The 22,552-nt window shown below is 39.2% G+C and carries 16 protein-coding genes, 1 other RNA gene and 1 pseudogene; 15 read left to right on the plus strand and 3 right to left on the minus strand.

What is annotated here, in order from left to right; all coding sequences use genetic code 11:
* Positions 1 to 192: 192 nt before the first annotated feature.
* From VZF35_RS15840 to ssrA, 8 genes and pseudogenes are all read left to right on the plus strand, one after another.
* Positions 193 to 1,377: a phosphoglycerate kinase gene (locus tag VZF35_RS15840; protein ID WP_407306350.1), complete on the plus strand. Its 1,185-nt coding sequence runs from the start codon at positions 193 to 195 to the stop codon at positions 1,375 to 1,377.
* Between the two features lie 150 nt (positions 1,378 to 1,527).
* Positions 1,528 to 2,312 (plus strand): annotated as a pseudogene (tpiA, locus tag VZF35_RS15845) (triose-phosphate isomerase).
* 2 nt (positions 2,313 to 2,314) lie between these two features.
* Positions 2,315 to 3,868 (plus strand): 2,3-bisphosphoglycerate-independent phosphoglycerate mutase, encoded by a 1,554-nt coding sequence (gene gpmI / locus VZF35_RS15850; RefSeq protein ID WP_407306352.1) that lies wholly within the window; start codon positions 2,315 to 2,317, stop codon positions 3,866 to 3,868.
* Positions 3,869 to 3,883: 15 nt separating this feature from the next.
* Entirely contained in the window at positions 3,884 to 5,167 is a 1,284-nt protein-coding gene (eno, locus tag VZF35_RS15855) for a phosphopyruvate hydratase (protein WP_407306354.1), read from the plus strand.
* Positions 5,168 to 5,520: 353 nt separating this feature from the next.
* A complete protein-coding gene (gene secG / locus VZF35_RS15860) occupies positions 5,521 to 5,745 on the plus strand; it encodes a preprotein translocase subunit SecG (protein ID WP_407306356.1) in 225 nt (74 codons plus the stop codon).
* A 288-nt stretch (positions 5,746 to 6,033) separates the two neighbouring features.
* Positions 6,034 to 6,825, plus strand: a complete 792-nt coding sequence (locus tag VZF35_RS15865; RefSeq protein WP_407306358.1) for an alpha/beta hydrolase — start codon at positions 6,034 to 6,036, stop codon at positions 6,823 to 6,825.
* A 113-nt stretch (positions 6,826 to 6,938) separates the two neighbouring features.
* Complete coding sequence (smpB, locus tag VZF35_RS15870) at positions 6,939 to 7,409, plus strand: SsrA-binding protein SmpB (protein ID WP_407306360.1); 471 nt, start codon at positions 6,939 to 6,941, stop codon at positions 7,407 to 7,409.
* A gap of 235 nt (positions 7,410 to 7,644) precedes the next feature.
* Positions 7,645 to 7,996, plus strand: a transfer-messenger RNA (tmRNA) gene (gene ssrA, locus VZF35_RS15875).
* Positions 7,997 to 8,796: 800 nt separating this feature from the next.
* On the opposite strand, the gene VZF35_RS15880 is transcribed toward ssrA, so the two are convergent.
* Positions 8,797 to 10,038, minus strand: a complete 1,242-nt coding sequence (locus VZF35_RS15880) for an IS110 family transposase (protein ID WP_407306362.1) — start codon at positions 10,036 to 10,038, stop codon at positions 8,797 to 8,799.
* 287 nt (positions 10,039 to 10,325) lie between these two features.
* Here VZF35_RS15880 and VZF35_RS15885 point away from each other — a divergent pair, with 287 nt between their 5' ends.
* From VZF35_RS15885 to VZF35_RS15905, 5 genes are all read left to right on the plus strand, one after another.
* Positions 10,326 to 14,063 (plus strand): hypothetical protein, encoded by a 3,738-nt coding sequence (locus VZF35_RS15885; RefSeq protein WP_407306364.1) that lies wholly within the window; start codon positions 10,326 to 10,328, stop codon positions 14,061 to 14,063.
* 218 nt (positions 14,064 to 14,281) lie between these two features.
* Positions 14,282 to 15,247, plus strand: coding sequence for a hypothetical protein (locus VZF35_RS15890; protein WP_407306366.1), 966 nt, complete (start codon positions 14,282 to 14,284; stop codon positions 15,245 to 15,247).
* Positions 15,248 to 15,380: 133 nt separating this feature from the next.
* Positions 15,381 to 16,844 carry an AAA family ATPase gene (locus VZF35_RS15895; protein WP_407306368.1) on the plus strand — a complete coding sequence of 488 codons (1,464 nt, stop codon included), beginning with the start codon at positions 15,381 to 15,383 and terminating at the stop codon, positions 16,842 to 16,844.
* Positions 16,841 to 17,764: a hypothetical protein gene (locus tag VZF35_RS15900; protein ID WP_407306370.1), complete on the plus strand. Its 924-nt coding sequence runs from the start codon at positions 16,841 to 16,843 to the stop codon at positions 17,762 to 17,764. The genes VZF35_RS15895 and VZF35_RS15900 overlap by 4 nt, the downstream gene beginning before the upstream one ends.
* A 294-nt stretch (positions 17,765 to 18,058) precedes the next feature.
* Positions 18,059 to 19,414 (plus strand): TOPRIM nucleotidyl transferase/hydrolase domain-containing protein, encoded by a 1,356-nt coding sequence (locus VZF35_RS15905; RefSeq protein ID WP_407306372.1) that lies wholly within the window; start codon positions 18,059 to 18,061, stop codon positions 19,412 to 19,414.
* 297 nt (positions 19,415 to 19,711) lie between these two features.
* On the opposite strand, the gene VZF35_RS15910 is transcribed toward VZF35_RS15905, so the two are convergent.
* Positions 19,712 to 20,353, minus strand: coding sequence for a hypothetical protein (locus VZF35_RS15910; protein ID WP_407306374.1), 642 nt, complete (start codon positions 20,351 to 20,353; stop codon positions 19,712 to 19,714).
* Positions 20,353 to 20,757, minus strand: a complete 405-nt coding sequence (locus VZF35_RS15915; RefSeq protein WP_407306376.1) for a RusA family crossover junction endodeoxyribonuclease — start codon at positions 20,755 to 20,757, stop codon at positions 20,353 to 20,355. Before VZF35_RS15915 ends, VZF35_RS15910 begins: the two co-directional genes overlap by 1 nt.
* 541 nt (positions 20,758 to 21,298) lie before the next feature.
* Here VZF35_RS15915 and VZF35_RS15920 point away from each other — a divergent pair.
* Together VZF35_RS15920 and VZF35_RS15925 are read left to right on the plus strand one after the other, a co-directional pair.
* A complete protein-coding gene (locus VZF35_RS15920; protein ID WP_407306378.1) occupies positions 21,299 to 21,829 on the plus strand; it encodes a DUF6431 domain-containing protein in 531 nt (176 codons plus the stop codon).
* Between the two features lie 41 nt (positions 21,830 to 21,870).
* Positions 21,871 to 22,377 carry a hypothetical protein gene (locus tag VZF35_RS15925; RefSeq protein WP_407306380.1) on the plus strand — a complete coding sequence of 169 codons (507 nt, stop codon included), beginning with the start codon at positions 21,871 to 21,873 and terminating at the stop codon, positions 22,375 to 22,377.
* Positions 22,378 to 22,552 lie beyond the last annotated feature (175 nt).

Consider the following 22,552-nt stretch of genomic DNA (forward strand, 5'->3'; position numbering starts at 1 on the left):
ACGTTTATTCGAGGAATCCTTATCTGTTGTGCAGGAAACTGTCCTTCGATGGAGAATAAATTAGAATTGGGCTGATAAAACGTTGGGTAGCAGATTAAGAATGTGCTTTCTTGGTATACTAAGGATAACTTGAAAGGCAGATCTTCATATGGATGCTGAACCCTTTGAATTAAAGAGAAAGGGGATTTTTCCGTGAACAAAAAAAGTATTAAAGACATGACTGTACAGGGAAGGCGAGTATTAGTACGGGCAGATTTTAATGTGCCCTTAGATGAACAAGGACAGATTACGGACGATACACGCATCCGAGCTTCTCTCCCTACGATTGAATATCTCATCAAAGAGGGAGCACGTGTCATTCTTGCTTCCCACCTAGGGCGCCCTAAAGGGCAGGTAAATCCGAAATATTCCCTAGCTCCGGTTGCTCGGCGATTGAGTGAACGATTGGGGCAGGATGTCTCCTTGGCTCAGGACTGCATTGGAGATGTGGTTAAAGAGGCTGTCCTGGCATTGCAAGATGGTCAGGTCCTTTTACTGGAAAATGTTCGCTTCCACAAGGAAGAAGAAAAAAATGACCCTGAATTTGCTCGGGAGATGGCCTCGCTGGCCGAAATTTTTGTTAACGATGCTTTTGGAACGGCGCATCGTGCTCATGCCTCCACAGAAGGGGTTACTCACTACATACCAGCCGTCGCGGGTTTATTGATGCAAAAAGAAGTGGAGTTCATGGGTAATGCCTTAGAACGACCTGAGCATCCCTTTGTGGCCATTATCGGCGGAGCTAAAGTAAGTGATAAAATCGGAGTCATTGAAAATCTCTTGGAAAAGGTTGATGCCTTGATTATTGGCGGAGGAATGGCCAACACTTTCCTCAAGGCCCAAGGGTATAATGTGGGGAAATCGCTGCTGGAAGAGGATAAGGTTGACTTAGCGAAACAGCTGCTTGAGAAAGCGAAGCTAAAAGGGGTTAAATTAGAATTGCCGATTGATGTTGTCGTGGCTAAGGCCTTTGCGGCAGACGCTCCACATAGAACTGCAGCTTTGTCGGACATTTTGGAAGATGAACTGGCTTTGGATATTGGACCAGCAAGTGCTGAACGGTTTAGCAGCCTTATTTCTACTGCTCTCACTGTGATCTGGAACGGGCCTATGGGGGTTTTTGAAATGGAAGCTTTCGCGAAAGGGACGGAGCAGGTAGCTCAGGCGGTCGCTGCCTGCAAGGGAACTACGATCGTTGGAGGCGGAGATTCAGTAGCTGCCGTGGAAAAGATGGGGGTTGCAGAGTGTTTGACGCATATCTCAACCGGTGGAGGCGCATCTTTGGAATTTCTGGAGGGAAAAGTCCTTCCTGGGGTTGCGGCATTGCTTGAGGCCTAAGGCATACAGCGTGAGGCCCGAGCTTAGGTTCAAGGGAAGATTAAAGTTGTAGGTATAGGTAAATATTAAGATTAAGAGGTTTAGAGTTTTTGAATTGTCGTCTTGCGCATCAAATATCCTGCCTCGCAAATGAAGTGGAGGAATCATACCGTGGCAAATCGCAGACCTGTGATTGCGGGCAACTGGAAAATGTTTAAGACCATTAAAGAAGCTGAAGAATACGCAGTTAAGTTCCTGGAGGAGGTTAAAGATGTCACAGACCTCGACATTGTACTTTGTGCTCCTTTTACAGCGCTTTATTCTCTGAAAAATGAACTGGAAGAAAGTGTTGTCCACATAGGCGCGCAAACTATGTCCTGGGCTGATCAAGGCGCTTATACGGGTGAAATTTCGGCTCAGATGCTTTTGGAGGCTGCCTGCACTTATGTTATCTTAGGGCACTCTGAGCGGAGGGAAATGTTTGGAGAGACAGACGAGGCTATCGCCAAAAAAGTTCGCAAGGCTTTGGAATCAGGATTAACTCCTATTCTCTGCGTCGGGGAAAACCTTGGTATCCGTGAGGAAGGAAAAGCCATTGAACGAGTTCAAGGTCAAGTGTCTCGAGCTCTTGCCGGTATGTCAACTGAGGATTTAAGCAAGGTTGTCGTTGCCTATGAGCCCATCTGGGCGATTGGTACCGGAAAGACTGCTTCTAGTCAAGATGCTCAGGAGATGTGTGCGGCTATACGTGCTACTTTAGCTGGCTTCATGGGAACAGCCTCTGAGACGGTGCCCATTCTTTATGGAGGGAGCGTCAAGGTAGAAAATATTGCAGAATTGCTGACAGAACAGGATGTCGATGGGGCCCTTGTCGGGGGGCAAGTCTTGATCCTCAAGGTTTTGCGAAGCTTATACATAACGCAGAATCCTCAGTTGCACGCGCGGAAGGAATATAACGATGAGCGCTGACAGACCACTGCTGCTCATGATACTCGACGGATGGGGGCAGCGTGCAGCGAGAGAAGGAAACGCCATTGCCCAAGCGAACTTGCCAAATTTCCGACGTTTGGAGAGCGAATATCCACACACTCTGCTGCAGGCATCAGGAGAGGCAGTTGGATTACCAGACGGACAAATGGGGAACTCTGAAGTTGGACACCTGAATATGGGGGCCGGCAGGGTGGTTTACCAGGAGTTAACCCGAATATATAAAGCCATTAAGGATAAAACAATCTTTAAGAACCCTGTTTTGTTAGAAGCGATGGAATCTGCTCGTCTTCATAACCAAGCATTTCACGTGATGGGATTGCTCTCTGATGGGGGAGTCCATTCCCATATTGAGCACTTATTTGCGCTTTTGGAGATGGCCAAGAAACAAAACTTGGAGAATGTGTTTATTCATGTGATACTTGATGGCCGGGACGTACTGCCACAGAGCGCTAAGCAATTTATTTCCCGGCTCGAAGAAAAGATTAAAGAACTGGGGATTGGGAAAATAGCGTCTGTGAGCGGACGTTATTATGTTATGGATCGGGATAAACGCTGGGAACGTTTGGAGAAGGGTTATCAGGCTCTGGCTTACGGGCAAGGAAAGTTTGCTCCAAGTGCCTTGGCGGCCGTTGAGAGTTCCTATGATGTTCGGGTGACGGACGAGTTTGTGCTCCCAACAGTGATTCTTGGGCAGGATGGAAAGCCCGTGGGTCTTATTCGAGAGGGAGACAGCCTGCTCTTTTACAACTTCCGTTCCGATCGGGCGCGGGAAATAACCCGGGCATTTGTTGACGAGGAGTTTACAGGGTTCGAGAGACCGAATCGCCCTCACGTGCATTTTGTGTGCATGACGCAGTATGATGACACGATTCCGGCGCCGGTTGCGTTTCCGCAGCAAGATTTAGAGAACACTCTAGGGGAAGTACTTTCTCGGCAAGGGTTAAAACAGTTGAGAATTGCCGAGACCGAGAAATATGCCCATGTCACCTTCTTTTTTAATGGAGGGATTGAAGAGCCTGACCCGGGTGAGGAACGCATTCTGATTCCGTCACCTAAAGTTGCTACCTATAATCTTCAGCCTGAAATGAGTGCTCCGGAAGTCACCAGGAGTCTTCTTGAAGAGCTCAGGAAGAAAGTCCATGATGTGATCATTCTAAATTTTGCCAATCCGGATATGGTGGGGCATACTGGGGTCTTCGAGGCGACAATTAAAGCGGTGGAAGCGGTAGACCAATGCTTGGGAGAGATTGAAGCAGAGCTGGGTAACATGAACGGGACATTGCTCGTGACAGCAGATCACGGGAATGCGGAAGAAAAGGTGGACCCTGAAACAAACCTACCTTTAACGGCTCACTCCACGAACTTGGTGCCGTTTATTCTGGTTAGTGATGAATACAAAGGGCAGACGTTGCGCGATGGCGGGGCCTTGTGCGATGTCGCTCCGACTATTTTAGAAATACTTCAGATTCCACAGCCTAAGGAAATGACGGGAACATCGTTATTAAGGTCTAAAGTACAATAAAAGGGGGATTTTTCAATGAGTGTAATTACTGATGTCTATGCCCGGGAGATCTTGGATTCTCGCGGCAACCCAACTGTAGAGGTGGATGTTGTTCTTGCGGACGGAATTATGGGCCGTGCAGCCGTCCCTTCGGGAGCATCGACAGGAGCCTTTGAAGCGGTTGAACTCCGAGATGGAGATAAAACGCGTTATATGGGAAAAGGTGTGGTCCAAGCCGTAGAGAATGTTAATAAAGTGATTGCTCCAGAAGTTGAAGGCCTATCTCCTTTTGATCAACCTGGCCTTGACCAATTGCTCATTGAACTCGATGACACAGAAAACAAGGGTAAATTGGGTGCCAATGCAATTTTAGGTGTATCGTTAGCTGCTGCCAAAGCTGGAGCTGAATCTCTGGGCCTGCCCCTCTATCAATATTTAGGTGGAGTCAATGCCAAAGAGCTTCCTGTACCGATGATGAACATCCTTAACGGCGGTAAACATGCCGACAACAATGTGGATATCCAAGAATTTATGATTATGCCCGTTGGTGCATCGAGCTTTGCAGAGGCCCTGCGCATGGGAACCGAAGTATATCACAGCCTGAAGTCTGTGCTTAAAGAAAAATCTCTGGCCACAGCGATCGGGGATGAAGGCGGATTTGCGCCCAGCCTTGAATCCAATGAAGATGCTTTACTTTGCATCATGGATGCCATTCAGAGAGCCGGTTACATTCCCGGCGAACAAGTGGCTTTAGCGTTGGATGTGGCTGCCACAGAACTTTATGAGAAAGGGTCCTATCATTTAGCCGGAGAAGGGCTTACGAAGAGCGCTGAAGAGATGATCGACTATTATGAAGGCCTGATCACGCGTTACCCGATCGTCTCTATTGAAGACGGGCTTTCTGAGGAAGACTGGGAAGGTTGGGCCAAGTTGACAGAACGTCTGGGAGATCGAGTTCAACTAGTGGGAGACGACCTCTTTGTTACGAATCCTGCTCGCTTATCACGCGGTATTGAAGCAAAATGTGCCAACTCCATTTTGATTAAGGTTAATCAAATCGGAACACTCACAGAAACCCTCGATGCGATTGAAATGGCCAAACGCGCAGGGTACACAGCCGTCGTTTCTCACCGCTCCGGCGAAACCGAAGATGTTACTTTAGCTCATATTGCCGTGGCCGTCAACGCAGGAATGATTAAGACAGGGGCTCCTGCTCGGACAGAACGAGTAGCCAAATACAACGAACTGCTGCGCATCGAAGAAGAACTTGGAGGCAGCGCTATTTATCGCGGCCGAAAGGCTCTTGCTCGAAGCAAATAGTTCAAGCAGTACAAGTGTTCCAGCAGTTTCCTTATACTGCCGGAAAGTATACCTCCGTCGAATAACCTCTCTGCGAAATAAGCCACTTGGCGTGGATGACCATGGATAGCCAAGTGTCCCCGCAGCTAAGGATGGCGAGATAGAACCGTCTGAGACAAAGCTAACATCTACGAAGACGGTGTCTTCGATGCCATCCGGAGCTGCTTGATAGATCTGTAATACAAATTATGGAGACAATGTCGCGAAACAACAATAAGAATAGCCTTGTTGAGTTTTAAGGGTGCTTGTGCTAAAATAGTCCTATTGACTGCCAGGTTATTGATGCAACGGGTGTTGTATTAGGGGGTGTTTATTTGAAAATTGCTATACTCGTTCTTTTAATTATTAGCTCCCTGGGATTAATCGCCACTGTCTTGCTCCAATCCGGAAGAAGTGCAGGATTATCCGGCGCTATTTCAGGTGCTGGAGAATCTTTCTTTGGCAAAAAGAAAGGTATGGATGAACTCTTGGCGAAGTTCACGGCTGTTTTGGCAGGGGTCTTCCTCTTAAGCTCTTTAGGATTAGCGATGCTTAAGTAGAGAGGACAGTCCGGGCTTTGAGTCCTTGGGCTTGAAGATCTATCTATAGTTCATAACAAAAGGGACACTTCGTAATGGGGTGCCCCTTTCCTGCTATCGTTTTGTTGGAAATGTCTATGAAGATTGGTTAAAGCTAATAGTCTAAACTTATAATCTGAATTTAAAATCTGCGCCTCCGGCGATAGTATCCACTGGACACTATCGTCACTGAAGGGTTTCGTATCTGAAGTCTCGATGTTTAGCTTTATCTGAACGGGTTCACTTGTAATAGTAAAATGGAGGGATTGGGTGAAACCAAAAAAACGTTTAGTAGAGCCCTTTTATTTCTCGGGGAATCGCGTTGGATGCTTGCTCATACATGGCTTCTCGGGGTCTCCTTCCGAAATGCGCTTTTTAGGAGAACGTTTGGCTAGTTTAGGGTGGACTGTCTTAGGAATAAAGCTCTCAGGTCACGGCACCACGCCTGAAGAGATGTCTAAGACACGCTGGGAAGACTGGGTCAGGGATGCTGAATCAGGAGTAAGAGAGCTGAGAAAATCTTGCACCAAAGTGATCGGAATCGGTCTTTCAATGGGGGGATTATTAGCACTTCATTTGGCAACACTGGGCCTGATTGATGGAATTGTTTCGATGAATTCTCCTATGCTTCTGGCTGATCGGAGAACTCGCTACGTCCGACTGATCCGGCCTTTTCGAAAGTTTGTCGGTAAACCACAGTCACAAAAGGCTCCTACAATTCCTCTGGAATCTGAGTCATTTCAAGCTAAACCTGAACGTTTTGTCTACGAGCGGATTCCGGTGGACGGGTTGATCTCGTTAAACAAAGCAATCCGCCAAGTGCGGCATCAATTATATAAGATTCAATGCCCGGCGTTATTAATGCAAAGTAGAGTTGATACCACAGTAGACCCTATAAGCGTCCAAATTATCAGCAAAAGTATTCGCTCTCTGAAATACGAAGTGCTTTACTGGGAACATTCTGGCCATATTCTGACACTGGGGACTGAGCGAGAAGAGGTTGTGCTCAAGGTTCACGAGTTTCTCCAGGGGCTTGATTTGTTAGGAACTTTAATACCTTAGAAAATGATTTTAAGGGCTTAATTATTGGTTTGGTGGTGTAGTAACGTTATCCTGGTTAAATTAGGAAATCGATATGATTTATAGTATACTATACGATGAGAGGAGGAGAGCAAATGCCTTCTGAGGGAATAAAAGTCGTCTCTGAAAATCGCAAAGCCTTCCACGATTATTTTATTGAAGATCGAGTTGAAGCTGGAATCATTCTTACCGGAACCGAGATTAAATCTATTCGAAACGGTAAAGTGAATTTAAAGGACAGCTATGCTCATTTGGATAAAGGCGAGGTTTGGGTTTATCAAATGCATATTAGTCCCTATGAACAAGGAAATCGCTTTAATCATGACCCGTTAAGGCCCCGTAAGCTGTTGCTGCACCGATCAGAAATCAATAAGTTGGTGGGAAAGATTCAGCTGCAAGGCTTAACTCTTATCCCAATTAAAATTTATTTAAAAAGAGGTTTGGCTAAAATAGAATTGGGTGTTGCCCAGGGTAAGAAAAATTATGACAAGCGTCAGGCGCTTGCTGAACGCGAGGGTAAGCGTGATATTGAGCGGGCCTTAAAGGATCGTAATAACAATTATTAGGAGCTTATTTAAAAATTGAGAAGTATTTAAAGAAGAAATGCAATTTGAATGAGTTTTAAGAACATGATTCTGCTGGATTCTGCGAATAAAGTTGAATTTATAATAGAGGTTTTTTATTTTTAATAGTTAATATGGATAATGTTTTTTAATATAGTTGCCATAGCAATCCAAATTTTCCACAGAAACTTAGTTTGATTTATAGATAAATATGTTATACTAAGCATGTAATTAATTCGGGGGCGTTTTAGACTCGCTCGGGGAAGCGGTGGCAAAAGTTGCGCGTCGAGATTCCACCTGGTCTCGTTAAACGGTGGACCAAAATAGTTAACGAAGATAATTTCGCTCTAGCTGCCTAAGTGCCGCTAGCATCCTGCCTTCTGGACCTACGATGAAGGGTCAGGGTGTCAATTTAGTAGGATGCTCTAATGTCAATGCTCGGAGACGTTAGCTAAGATGATCGAGCTAGCCTGAAATGAATCCTTGCCTTTAGGAGTCACAACCGGCGAAACTTAAATTAAAGGATACACGCGTAGATGCTTTTGTGGCAGCTCTTCGATACAGGGGTGCAAGTCCCCTCGCCTCCACCAAATAAGTACTCAATAATTGATACAATTAATTGTGACTTAAACCATAAAATTTCCAATTGGAAAAGATATGCTTCTAATTTCGTATGGAAAAGTTATGCTTCCCAATTATGGTCTGCTTTTTAGGAAAATATCTAATTTTGTCATACTTATGCTTTTCTATTTTTGGAGTTGGAAAATAATATCATCCTTTTAATAAAGTTAAGTACAATGAAACTCAGGCAATTTGCTTGAGTTTTTTTGTGTGGATTATTAATATGGCCAACATGTAGTTTAGAGGTTTTTATTAAATAAAGTAGGAATAACTACAAATCACTTCATCCTATTAGTACAGAATGAAATTTGCCATGAATTATTGTTACATAATATTTGACCGTTGGATATGGTGTAATTGAAGTTGACGAGGCTATATTTAGAAAATCTTCACTTACGACTATTACCATGTCTCTAAAGCCCATAAGTGAGGGGTTAAGGATGATTTCAATTATTCTTATAGGGCAAAATTGGTTCAGGATGGATATCGACTACAGGACGTTCTTGTCGTTCGGGTATTTTATTTTCTGGAACTCGTATTTGTGGCAGGAATATTTAGGAAATTTGTAGAATTTTATACGAGGCTATTCAAGGCGTGTCAACCCCTTAACCGTATGCAGCACCACCTTCTATGCGAGGATTGTTGAGGAATGGCTTCGTAGCCATTTGTCTATCCTGAAAACAAAGTATTTGGGTCTAAAAAACAAAAAAATATCCAACTAAACTCAAGTAAATTCTTGAAAATCGTGGATTAGGCCTTTGAAGATAATTCAATTAGAGGCTAAGAGCTGTGGAGTTAACGCCTGTTCAATAGTCACGGTATACCCGAGTGTTTCTAGTCTTTTTACGGATTTCTTAACGATCTCCGCTTTGCGTCGTAGTTCAAAGAAATCGGGGCCTAGTTCTTTGTATGATGTGTTGTTTTTGAGCATTAGGTACGCTATTTTGAGAATTGTATGTGCCACTGCTACTGTAGCACGGTTAGTGCCACGTCTTGCTGCAATTCTTTTGTATTGGGCACTGAAATAGGTGTTTTTTAAATGTCCGGCTACTTTAGCACATTCTATTAGAGTGGCTTTTAGTATGTCACTACCTTTACGTGTTTTACCACTTTTACGTTTGCCTGCGCTCTCATTGTTACCAGGGCAAAGACCAGCCCATGAAGCGAGGTGGGAAGCCGAAGGGAATTGATTCATATTGATACCTATTTCGGCAATGATGACTTGCGCGCTACGTTCACCAACTCCAGGAATAGAGTCGACAAGAGACACTTGTTCATAGACAGGTTTCATTCTTGCTTGAATTTCTTGATCAAGTGTAAGGACTTGTTCTTCAAGAATATCAATATGCTTGAGCATCATACGTAACATTGTCCTTTGATGATCACCCATAAAACCGTGAAGCGCTTCTTCTATTTGAGGTATTTTCTTACGCATTTGTCTAAGCGCTTTATCTGCTATTTGTTGAACGTCAGTACAGCCAGAGATGAGCATATCAAGCATTCGACGAGATGATTTACCATCGATGTCACTAATAACAGAAGCTAGCTTGATATTCGCGCCCTCAAGCACTTTCTGGATGCGGTTTAACTCTCTGGCGCGCTCTTGAACCATACTTCTTCGGTAACGAACAAGTTCTTTAAGTTCGCGCTGCTCACGTTTGGGAATAAAACTGCCATTTAGTAAACCGTGACGAAGTAAATCACCGATCCATTCAGAGTCTTTAACATCAGTTTTTCGACCAGGCACAGCTTTGATATGTTGTGCATTCACAACTAATGTAGGTATCCCCTCCATTTCTAAAAGATTGTAGATTGGTTTCCAGTATGATCCAGTCGCCTCCATAGCAACACATTGACAATCAGCGCTCTTTAGCCAGTCAATGAGACCAAGAAGTGATGAAGTCATCGTACTGAAAGTTCTAATCTCCTTATTTCTGCCTTTAATTAGGCAGGCAGCGATAGTATTCTTGTGAATATCCATACCACAACAACGCTCGTAAATAACATTCATTGAAAGACCTCCAATGATCTAGATTTACGGCGGGCTTCCTGTAAAGTATTAATCTACCCTGCGTGCTCGTGGCAACAATTTGTGGTGCAAGCAGGAAGCCTTAATCAGTCTATAACGTCGGGCTCAAAGCACCAAGACAAATCGACCTTTTGCCGTAGCAAGAGTATTGACACTAGAACCCAGTTTTCATTCATTTGATGGTGTGGCACAAAGGCCACATGAGGGTCTATAACGCGAAGTTGTAAAGAAGTGCTTTTTTGGAACGGACATTAAGAAAGGAGTTTATAATGTCAAGATTGACAGATATAAAACAAAAAATATTACAGCTTGATGGCGGACCCTTTCAGGAGTTATGTGATGCATACTTATCTAAACGAGGATATAAAGGTATCCTCTCGTTAGGTATGAAATCGGGCACGACGAAAACAACAAAAGGTATCCCTGATACATATTTTCTGAAATCAGGTAATAAATACATTTTGGTAATGTATACTACCCAACAAACTAATTGGTTTAAAAAGGTATCCGAAGATATTAGCGATTGTTTGAATCCGGAAAAAACTAAGTTAGAGGTATCTGACATTGCCGAAATCATTTATTGTCACACTTCAGATAATTTGTCGGCAGGGGAAGATAAAAGTCTACGTGAACGTTGTGTTTCCAATGGGGTATTATTACAACTTAAAGGAATAGATGAAATTGCGAGCGACATATATAACCATTTTCACGGAATTGCACGCGATTTTTTAGGGATACCTATAAGTACAGAACAAATTTTTAATTCTAATGAATTCATATCCGTCTATGATGCAAACACAATGGCTGCACCACTTTCAACCACTTTCCAATTTAGAGAAAAAGAAATCACTGAAGTATTATTAAAGATAGAAAAGGCGAATGTTACCATCTTAAGTGGTCTGGCAGGCGTAGGAAAAACAAGGTTAGCGTTGGAATGCTGTCAAAGATATGCTTCCACAAACGGTTATAGATTGTGTTGTATTCAAAGTAATCGTCTTCCTATATACGATGATTTAAAGGTTTTTCTAGATTCCCCTAGCAAATATCTACTGATGATTGATGATGCAAATCAAATCACGGGTTTACATCATGTTTTACAGTACCTAACTAAGCAGAGGCAAGGCTATGATGTAAAAATAGTAATAACAGTGAGAGACTATGCAAAGCAAACGACTATACAAGATGTGCGTGAGTTCTCAGTTCCAGAAATTTGCACGATAAGTGCATTTTCGGATGAAGAGATCAAGGAACTTTTAAAAGTGAATTTAGAGATTTTAAACTCAAATTATTTGGACAAGATCGTTAAAATTGCTGAGGGCAATGCGCGGCTCGCTATAATAGCAGGAAAACTTGCAGTTGAAACACAATCGTTGGATAGCATAAATGATGCTACTCAGTTGTATGAAGGATATTATGGAAAATTTCTTAAGGATAATATTATTGATCAAGAAAGAAACTTATACACTACTGCAGGGATAATCGCTTTTTTGACAGCAATCAATCTTGAAAACTTGGAAACATTATTGCCTGTGTTAGAGGAAGTCGGTATATCTGAAAAATCTTTTGTCAATTATACGCATCAACTACATGAGTTGGAGATAGTGGATATATATAATGATAAGGCGGTTAAAATATCTGACCAGTGTCTCGGTAATTATTTGCTTAAATTCATATTCATAAAAAAAAGGATTATCCCGTTTTCAAATATGGTAATAGCTTGTTTTGGAAACTATAGACCACGTGTTATTAATGCAGCTTATATTTTAGGAAATATTTTTGCTTCTACTGAAATGAATCAGCAACTTGAAAAAGAGATTGGCATTGTATGGGACGATTTTAAGCGCTCAAACAATCCCTTATTTATTGAATTCGTCAAAGCGTTTTATATTATTAGACCTACAGAAACTCTTTTAATGCTAAAAGAAGAAATCGATACCTTAGCTCAAGAAACTTTTGATATAAATACAATAAATTTTGAACAAGAAAGTCGAAATAATAGTGTTAATAATGATATTTTAAAAATAATAGGTGGATTTAGAGATAGAAAAGATCTAACTGTAGCGTTGGATTTATTATTTAAATATTACTGCAAACAGCCTCAACGATTTATGGATTGCTATCACTCTATCAACACATTTTTTAGCATTCAAAAAGACTCTCAACGCTTTGACTATTGGACACAGATTCAACTAGTAAGCAGATTTATTGAGTATGCTGATCATTGGAATAATGAGAATGTAACTATCCTCTTTTTGAGAATAGCTGCTGAATTTTTAAAACTACATTTCTCACCTGCAGAGGCAGGGAGAGGCAAAACAATCATTTTATATAAGATTCCTGTTCGATTAAGTGATGGTTCTAAACAATATCGAGAATTGATTTGGACTAGTTTAATCGATTTATATCACAATGAAAACTACCAATCCAAAATTGAGACAATAATAAAAAATTATGGACACTTTTTAGACATGGTTGATCAGGAACTTGTTCAATTTGATTTCCAATATATACTAAGCTTTTTCAACAAACTATTTTCCCCTTCTCGGTTGTCACATTGCATTATTGCAGAAAAAGTATCTGACCTTGTCAAACGTGATGGCATTGATGCTACATCAAAGTTAGAAAGTTACCTTACCTGCCCCGATTATGAACTTTATTGTATTTTAAAAGGGAAGCGCCACTTAGAAGAATTCAACTGGAAAAAGGAAAAAGAACTGAAGGAATCTGATATTAGAAATCTACTTGAGGGATGCAACCAAGAAAAAGTCTTTAAAATCATCCAAGTTTGCGTCGATTATGATAAATATGTTCCTGGGAATGCATGGGAAATTCAAGAAGGTCTACAGTATGTGTACAGTTGCTTATCCAGTAATAGAGAGCTATATTTGTACGCAATTGATGTCTACTTAGAATGTAATACACCAATAAATTTGTTTCCCGATCCTATAATTATAAAGCTGTTTGAAATTGTTGGTGATAAAACAACCTTTGAAATAATAAGTAGGGTTGAATATAATCAAAAAAACTCTTGGCAATTTTCTTTTTATAAGAATCTTCCTCAAGAAGTCATATCTGAACAGTATGTTCAAAGTTTCTATGATTTTTTGGCTAAAGATGAAGGAAGTATTACTTCATCACCATATAGAAATATCGATTTCTTAGAAAAATACAAACCCTATGACTCTGATATATATATTAAAGCGAGTAAGATTATTATAAATAAATATGACTACTCACCGTTCATGTTCTCAATATATTTTGGCTTAATGTTCAATCTATACACTAATAACCTAATTGAAATATATAAAAATGATTGGACGTTATTAAAAGAGATTTATTTTAAATTAATTTCTTATGATTCAAATGAGGACCATAATGGAGAATTCATAATTACATTCGCAAAATATTACCCTTTGATTATTGATGAATATATCGAGCTTATAGTACTCAAAAAAAGAAAGTCATGCATACACGTAGATGAAAATCGATTATCAGCTATCTGGGATTGTGAAAATTATATCGAACTAGCAGATAAAATTGTTGAAAAATATTGTAATTGCTCAGAACTTGGATCCTGGCAGATTTCGAGCTATATTAGAAACATCTTAAAGTGTCAGGATAAATCTGGAGTACTTACTGGACGCCAAGATAGTTGGATCTCTCATTATATCGATTGTAACTATGGTAACGTACGTTTAATGAGATTGTTATTTTCAGCTATTAATGAAATCTCACCTGAATGCAGAAAAACGCACATTCTACATTTGATACGGTTGAACGCAGATTCAGAACTGTTTATTAATCTTGAGATTGAACCTATTAGCTGGGGCGGTACTGGAAGTATGATTCCATATATGGAGGAACGGATTGTTTTTTTAAAATCTCTTCTTCCAGAGCTTAGTGGATTAACATATCTAAAGCATAAACAAAGGATAGAAAGAGATATAGCTATCTGGCAACAACGAATTGAGCATGAACAAATTGATGAAATACTAGTAGTCAGATGATAGGTATGTGTTGTGTATTATCCCAGATGAATGGGTTGAGACGTTGTGGTAAAGCCTGAACGTTATACGATTTTCTGAAGAATAACTTTGTAAGCCCTATTTAGCATTAGGCTAATAATGCAAAGTAAGGTAACATAAGGAAATGTCTATTATGCGAAATTAGGAAACGGGGGTATCAGCATGAGTTCCTCCCGTTTCATTGAACAGGAGGAGTTTATATGGGTTCTTACCCGATTTTACATTTGAAGTCTGCACTTTCGATACAACAAGGTATGACTCTTGGAACATTTGAGATGGAGAATAGAATCAGATATCATGAAACTGATCAATATGGTTTAATAGTATACTTCGATTCAAAACTATATACGAAAGCTACCAAGAGAATAATAGTTTATATCCGAGAATGCAAAGCATATTTAACGTTTTCAAATCGAATAATTCATATAGGTACTTGTAAGTTAGAATTTGCTGGTGGAAATAAAAAGACATTTTTAGATCCAGAACAAGTAATTAGTCTAAATTTAAACTTAATGCTGCTTAATCATGAAATTGTTTTATTAGAAAGACATAGAAACAAAAATATGTTAAATATAAAATTTAACATAGAATTCGTGTTTTCGGAGGAACCATTCGAATCAGAGAAGCATGGTTTTACTAGTATAGATTGTCTACAAATATCAAAATCAGATTGGGAAAATGCTCTGATTAATAGCGATTACAAAATGAGTGAATCGTTAGAGGTATCTCCATTTATTTCTTCTGAACCATCTTGGCATCATGCTACGAAAACGTTAGAAAAGGCAAGAGTATATTTAAATTCAGGTGATGGGGTAGCCGCCTTAAATGAGGTGGACAGAGTCTTGAAACAATTTGTAAAACATCCATACAACGGAGCATATCGAAAAGATAATAAACAGGATTCTTGGAAAAGTTATCTATTCGAGAATTTTTCTCAGATTGAGGAATCTAAACGAGATGCTATTTCTCAATTAATGCAAGGTTTTGGAGGTTATCTCAATAAGGTTTCACATCATGATGAGGATATTATCACACCGACAAGTCACTATGAGCACGAGTTAATGATTACTACTGCACAACTGCTGATTACCTATTTGTATAGGCTTGGAATTCATGAACGGTCAAATGATTTGTCTGTAGATAACAGTTCAACCTCTAATTGTTAACAATCTCATTGGTATGTTATTTAGGTGATAAAATGATTCTGAATAACAAGAAGAACCTATCAGGTGTTTTACGTAATGGATCCATGGTGAGAATCCCACTATGAACAAGATCACAGTAAGAAAGGACATACTTATGTTAAAACAAATAAATCTATTAAATTATAAATCATACGATGATAGAGATGTTCCCTTAAAGCCGATTACGCTCCTATGCGGTAGAAATAGTTCGGGAAAAACTGCGATTATTAAAAGCATCTTATTGCTTAAGCAATCTTTTGAGGCAACAGGTAATAATTATTTACTTCTTAATGGAATATATACAAACAATGGCGTTTTTGAAAATGTTCGTAACCATACATCAATAGAATCCTCTAAGGCAGGTATGGGTTTGTCAGTTACCTTTTCAATAGATAACAGAAATCCGGCTTTTAAAGAACTGTGTCGAAGCATTGGAATGGTATCAAAACGCAATGTTTTTTCAAAATTTGATATTTGTGCTAGTTTTCAATTTAAACAGGACAAGACACTTCCACAAGTAGCACTCATAGAATCTTCAACAATTGAACTCACTTCAGAATATTCCAATGAATCTTATGGTAAAAATGAAAAGATTGTTCACTCAATTATTAGCATGCGCAGCTACGATACAGGGAACCAACGTTATGATATTCTGTTAGAGAATTTCCCAACACCATTATATAATAACCAGGGAGGATATCCATTTATTTATACTAATCATAATTGGAAAAACTGCTTTTGTTATTTTCGTGGTATGCAATTGGTTAGTTTATATAAAGACAACTTGTCAAAAAAATCAACTAGTGCCCTTCCGGTTCTATACACAATATTTCGAATCTTGGCAACGGAATTTAATAAAATTGAATATTTAGGTCCTCTTCGAGAAATGCCTTTACGTCAATATTTTGTTCAAGATATATATTCTAATATTGGAGTTAGAGGCGAAAACACTGCTCAATATCTTGGACAACTAGGAAATAAGACAATTGATATACCAATTCCTAATGATACAAACACTCAATTTTTAGGCTTGCAGGAAGCGGTTTCTATGTGGGCAGAGCAACTAGGTCTGGGAACGGTTCATGCAACATCAACCGACATACCCGGTGCTAAGGTAACTCAGATAATAATTGAACAACAAAATATAGCTGATGTTGGATTCGGTGTTAGCCAGGTGCTACCTATTCTTGTTGAAGGATTAGCAATGACTAAAGGTAACACTCTGATTTTAGAACAACCTGAAATTCACCTTCATCCTAAAATGCAGATGGATATGGCTGATTTCCTTATTGCGATTGCAAGGCAGGGAAAACATCTAATAATTGAAACACATAGTGACCATATCATTAATCGAATGGTACGACGGGCGGTTGAAGATAAGTCTTTACGGGATATGTTGGGTATATATTTTGTAGAGAAAAATCAATGGAGTTGTTCTGAACTTACAGAAGTCTGCATAGACGAGGATATTGGTATTGATAAAGCCCCGCAAGGTTTTTTTGATCAATATGCGTCTGAATCAGAACTCATCCTACATGCTGGGTATAGGAACATTATGAAAAAAAGAGGCAATCAATGAGAACGAAACTGATTTTAGATCCAGGATTGTTTGAGATTGCAACAGATTCGTCTAGAGATGATCAAGTGAAGCATTTTGAATATCTAATTAAAAACATAAAATTTGTGGGTGATTGTTTCGACGCCTCGCTAGACCAATATAATGGAGCTCCATATCATTACTTCTTTAATGGTTCAGATACTTATGTTCATCCACCAATTACCAAATCTTTGACGATAAAAAATAATTTTACTATAGTACACAAGATGTTACAAAGGATGATTAGAAATGGGGATCTTGTTGATGTGCCAAGCGAAGAAAGCAAGCTGTCTTGCCCCTTGCAATTTGAATCAAATACTGTCACAGAAATGCCATTTAAACATTATCTTCAGCTAGCAATGCTAGCAATAGAAGATAATAGTGAAGTAGAGCCATTGTTACTATTATCAATGTATAACAAAAAGCATGCCCCCCAAATAGCTATTACTATTGAGGTCAGTAGAATAATTTCTCTCATTTGTGTCGGTGATCCGGCCACCGACTGTAATGGAGTTATTTACAATTATTTATGTAAAAATGCTAATACACACAGCATGTTTCCTCAAGATTTTGCATGCTGTGAACTGAATGATAAATTTTTAGATGAAGCATCAACAGCTGATGCAAATGGCATAGATAGACAAACCCTATATAGAAAATATGGAGACGAAGTCGCTTCGAGAAACGGATATGTCTGTAGGGCAGATCTCTCCAGGAAAAATCCAAACTATTGTGTTTTTATTCATTCTCTTGAAGACTATTACCTTTCTATTGATCTTCTGCATGGTGGATTGGAAGTTTTTAAATGTCGAGGCCAAGACCCGCCTCACTTAGGTGAATATAATTTTGCATGTATAATCCGAAAAGGGCCAGAGCCGCAAACACATAAGATTAATATTTAATATGAGAGTTCCCAGCGGTTTAGTGCTATCCATATAACCATTAGGCTAAAAATGAGTAGGTGGCAGTATTAGAGTTATGTTTATAATGAGTGGCGGTCTTCAAAATCCACTTCTTATTTTGAGTTAGAAAGTACCAGATATTTCGGGGATCTGAAAGGAATAGAATTAATGTTAACTGTTAAATTCAATGAGTCCGATATAATTCAATTCATTAAATATGATTTGCCAACATGTATTATATCTAATAGCTGCATAACCAAGTGCTATCAATTTTTCATGTCAGTAATTAAGTCCTTGGAAATCGAGGGTTCACCTATAGAGAAAAAGATTAATGCTTATCATTATACATGGTACAACTCTATTGCAAGTATGTATCAAAAATACTTACCGAACATAAATTATGAGAATAGCATAGGTGTGGAGTTTACTCCATTTACCTATTTTGTAGTATCTAATAATATAATAGATTTTGTTGAAGTAATGCGATTATCCCCTAATGATATTGAGTTCCTAAATAATCTTTACTATACTTATAAACTAAAATATCCAAATATCGGCAGACTGGTAAGCGCTGAAAATTTTGCTGATTTTATGATTAACATAGTTCTCTTTCCACCCATAATGCAGCTATACACTTTTTATAGGTTAGCATACGAATTGCATGCCAATTATATGAAGACATTACTAGAGACGTTTTCCAATATAATAATTGAGCAACCACCTTATCGCACAAATATAGGACTCTTTTATGGTTATCACTTTATAAGCCAGCGCACTTATGAGCGTATTGGAAAAAGGCATGGCTTGCTTGCATGTAAAGAACTTGAATCTATAAGGGACGATCTAATTAATATCGATAAAAAATGTTCTGATGCTGTGACACTTGATAGTACCGTAATTTGTCCAGAATGCGGTATGCAGCATGATAATTTTACAATAGGAAAAGATGCAATTTTTTTTACACATCTGACGTCATTGTATCCAGAGCTACTTATATCAATCGGCTTCAGATACTTTGACGATTATGTCAGAGATATTGAAGAGGCAATTACCAGAATAATTAAAGAAACACCTGAAATGCTCAACACTGTTAAGGATGCAAAGTGCATTATACTTGTAGAAGGTGCCACAGAAGAAGTAGCAATACCACAACTGGCACTAAAATATGATAGACCACTTGCGCCAATGAAGATACATGTTTGGAACTCAACTTCAAAACAACAGGTTCTTGCAGACTTCAGAAAAATCAAAGATAACTTACATGATGTGAAAATATGTGCTTTACTTGATAGCGACGCAAATAAAGAAAGAATAGATTTAGAACGAATGATTAAAGGAAAAAAAGATAGATACTCATTAAAGTTTATCGAAAAAGGTACTTTTGAAGATCTTATACCAATAGATTACGCAATAAAAGCATTCAATGAATTGTACAATTTAGATAAACCTGTTAAATTAGAAGATATTGATCAGAATAAAGAAATATTAGGACAATTTGATAGAATACTCCGCAATGCATACGCTGGAAAACTCGACAAAGTAAAATTTATAAAGAAAGCAATAGCGTATATACAAAAGGACGAAATCCCCCAACTTATTCAGGAGCTTATTGATGACGCTTATAAGCTTATTGGTGAAAAAACAAACTAGAAATAGATTTTGCATTTTGGATAGGAAGTAAAACTTCGCTGGTATCCATAAAATGTATATTGGTTCTATCCAAACCTACTAATTACTCACGTTTGCTGATTCAAACAAAGGGTGGTTGTTGTGATGAATTTAGGTCGGTTCATTAATTGGGTTTTAAGTGAATCAAAGTAACTTATTAATATGTGTCATGTCAGAACATGACACCAAAATACAAAAGAACTAAAAAGGGATCACCCTGGTAAAAATGATTTGGGTTAATCATTTTACCAGGGTGATCCATGTGTCGTTATTGATTGCTTAATTTTCATTAATAAATTTTTTGGCCAAAACAATAAAATCTTCTAACTCATTTCCGGAAATTTCACCTATATTCAATTCATGAACTATTCGATTCCTAATTGAAAAATAGTGTTTTAATTTATTGAAATCTTCCTCTTCTAAAACCCCATAAGAGTATAAAGTCTTGACTAGTAATAACGGACTATACATAGTGTTAGAATGAACTCTTATATTTTCTTTAGCAACGAGTGATCTCATTAATGTTTCTAGCATTGCCCATACGTAAACAAATGCTGAATTATTAAACCCTAAATGTTTAAGATCGCTAATCTTTTTCCAAGTTAATTCCATATCCTTCTGTGTAAGAATATCGAGAGTTGGTTTAGTATCTTCATCAATACTAATTAAATCAAATCTCCAACCTTGTTTTTCCGCAATATCAGCAAATACTTTTAATTGATTTGCCTCACTTGGACTCAACTTGGATTTAACCTCAACAATAACATACTGATTATCTTTAAATGCAATTAAATCTGGCATTTGACCCTTTAATGGCATTGGCAATTCATCCTTAGTAGGATAAATTGTTACCTCATACCCTTGGTCCAAATATTCTTTTGCTGCTTTTGTGAGTGCGACCTTTTCACTATCTTTATTCATTAGTCCACCTCCTCAAAACCGGAAGCCTCATATACTTTAATATGTAAAAAATCATTTCCGGTGCAGAAACCTTCAGCAATTACTTTCGATACTCCTCGTATTTTGTAAGCACCGTTAATATCTCTTTTTCTACTGATAGAATCTGTTATTTGATTATCGTCTTCATAAACTAGGCCAATCAATGCGTCCTGAATTGGTTTTACAATATTATCTACATCAGGGCTAGCTGTATCGAAATAATAGGTAATTCTAATAACCAGTTGTTCCTTTGATGCCGCATCACCTGTCGGCCAATAAACGATTGCTGCATCACGGACCTTATTTTTCCATCTTTGAAGGTTCTTGCGATTTTTGGTTTGTGCAGATATCGGAGGGCCTTCGACTATAAATTCAAAGGGTATCATCAGAACATCCCTTTCATTGTCTGGTCGAGATCTAAATAAATAAGATTTAATTCATGTCAATAACTATAAAACAGTTTAATCGAAATATTTATATATTTCAACTCTAACTGTGGTTTTGCGAACTCGATTAATTATGTATCATAGAGTGAATACGAACTTATCCGCAATAAATAATATCCATTTATTAATACCTTAAATCAACATGGTGAGTTTACCCATATATTATTTGTTGGGATATATTTGGTCATAATATATGGTTCTTTACTTATCGAAAATGGCATTGATGTTTTTTCATTGTTAGAAGAACTCTTTTTTTTAAGAAAGGGATCGCGGTATGAAGTTCCGCTATTTCGCAACTTAGTGTTTGAGCTAACGTAAATTGACCAAAAGTTGACGGTATTGCCTGTCCGAAAGTTGCTAGATATAATGACCATATCAAAGAAAAGGAAAAGGATGTCTCCATTAAATGTGTACCTGCGCCAACAGGTTCACTAGAGACATCCCCCAAAGATCATGGTTATTGTATCAAAATACGAGCTAATTGAAAACGTCCACACGGGCGTTTTTTGTTAGGTGTGCGGAATTATCCCCTTGTCCTTGCTGTGGCGAAAATCTAAAAATCATTGGTAGCCGTAAGCGAACGTATAAAAATAGCAGTGGCGAAACTAGGGTTTTAATCATCCGAAGACTGCGTTGTTCTAACTGTAGTCGTATTCATCACGAACTTCCGGACTGCTTGGTACCTTACAAGCGCTATGAATCCATAGGTATTGAGCAGGTGGTCACGCAATCGGGGACTTCTGACGTAGCAGCAGATGATGCAACCTTGTACCGGCTAAGAAAATGGTTTCATATGCGGTTGCCATACTTACTTGGCTGTCTTAGAGCTATCGCCATCCGCCTTGGACAAATACCTGTGGAGGAGCCGTCCGTCCCTTCACTATCCGCACACCAGCGAATCGGACTTTATGTCGGCAATGCACCAGGGTGGCTAGCCAGAATTGTCCGCCCCATTGCTAATTCAAATTTATGGTTACATACCCGTTCTGCATTTTTGTCCGGAACCACTTAAGTTAGACTCGAAGAGAAGTCGACTTAAGGAAGGTGTTGGGGATGAAAGATTGGAAAAAGGCCGAGGAAATTGCTGCCGAGCGTGTACAACTTTTGGCACCGTTATTGGCGGATGGGATTGATGCGGCCAAAATACGGGAAGTTAAAGCCCGAATTTGTGAACAGCATAGTATAACAGAGAGGACTTTGCGGCGGTATTTGGCGGAATACCGCCAAAAGGGATTTCTCGGACTAAAACCGAAGGGTAAGGCCCAGTCTAGGGTTGAAGTTATTCCGCCACAGGTTCTTGAACAGGCTATTTTGCTTCGACGGGAAGTGCCTAGTCGCAGTGTAGCGCAGATCATTCAGATCCTGGAATGGGAAGGCAGGATTAAGCCCAGAGAGATAAAACGCAGCACCCTACAGGATAAATTGGCTGCTCGCGGTTACAGTACCCGCCAAATGCGAATGTATACTGATTCCGGCGTAGCCGCCAGACGGTTTCAAAGGAAACGTCGCAATTCGATGTGGCATTCGGATATTAAGTTGCGAATGTCAAGAAAAAAGTGAGCCATTCGCCAGGAAAAATTTGATCCACTAACGCCAGTAAAAAGGTGATCCATATTAGTGAAAACGCTGGAAGAATATTGAGCCACTTACTGGTATAGATATGCGCCTGTAAAATCGGAAAGAGGGCGTAGCCCGAATGGAGATTTTACAGGCGCGCGCGGCTAAGCTCCATGCC

The organism is Desulfosporosinus paludis, from assembly GCF_045689965.1.
GTDB classification, from domain to species: Bacteria; Bacillota; Desulfitobacteriia; order Desulfitobacteriales; family Desulfitobacteriaceae; genus Desulfosporosinus; species Desulfosporosinus paludis.

Excerpts from the sequence above, each read along its gene's own strand:
- gpmI (WP_407306352.1), top strand. The coding sequence starts at position 2,315 with ATGAGCGCTGACAGACCACTGCTGCTCATGATACTCGACGGATGGGGG.
- eno (WP_407306354.1), top strand. The coding sequence starts at position 3,884 with ATGAGTGTAATTACTGATGTCTATGCCCGGGAGATCTTGGATTCTCGC.
- smpB (WP_407306360.1), top strand. The coding sequence starts at position 6,939 with ATGCCTTCTGAGGGAATAAAAGTCGTCTCTGAAAATCGCAAAGCCTTC.
- VZF35_RS15880 (WP_407306362.1), bottom strand. The coding sequence starts at position 10,038 with ATGAATGTTATTTACGAGCGTTGTTGTGGTATGGATATTCACAAGAAT.
- VZF35_RS15885 (WP_407306364.1), top strand. The coding sequence starts at position 10,326 with ATGTCAAGATTGACAGATATAAAACAAAAAATATTACAGCTTGATGGC.
- VZF35_RS15890 (WP_407306366.1), top strand. The coding sequence starts at position 14,282 with ATGGGTTCTTACCCGATTTTACATTTGAAGTCTGCACTTTCGATACAA.
- VZF35_RS15895 (WP_407306368.1), top strand. The coding sequence starts at position 15,381 with ATGTTAAAACAAATAAATCTATTAAATTATAAATCATACGATGATAGA.
- VZF35_RS15900 (WP_407306370.1), top strand. The coding sequence starts at position 16,841 with ATGAGAACGAAACTGATTTTAGATCCAGGATTGTTTGAGATTGCAACA.
- VZF35_RS15910 (WP_407306374.1), bottom strand. The coding sequence starts at position 20,353 with ATGAATAAAGATAGTGAAAAGGTCGCACTCACAAAAGCAGCAAAAGAA.
- VZF35_RS15915 (WP_407306376.1), bottom strand. The coding sequence starts at position 20,757 with ATGATACCCTTTGAATTTATAGTCGAAGGCCCTCCGATATCTGCACAA.
- VZF35_RS15925 (WP_407306380.1), top strand. The coding sequence starts at position 21,871 with ATGAAAGATTGGAAAAAGGCCGAGGAAATTGCTGCCGAGCGTGTACAA.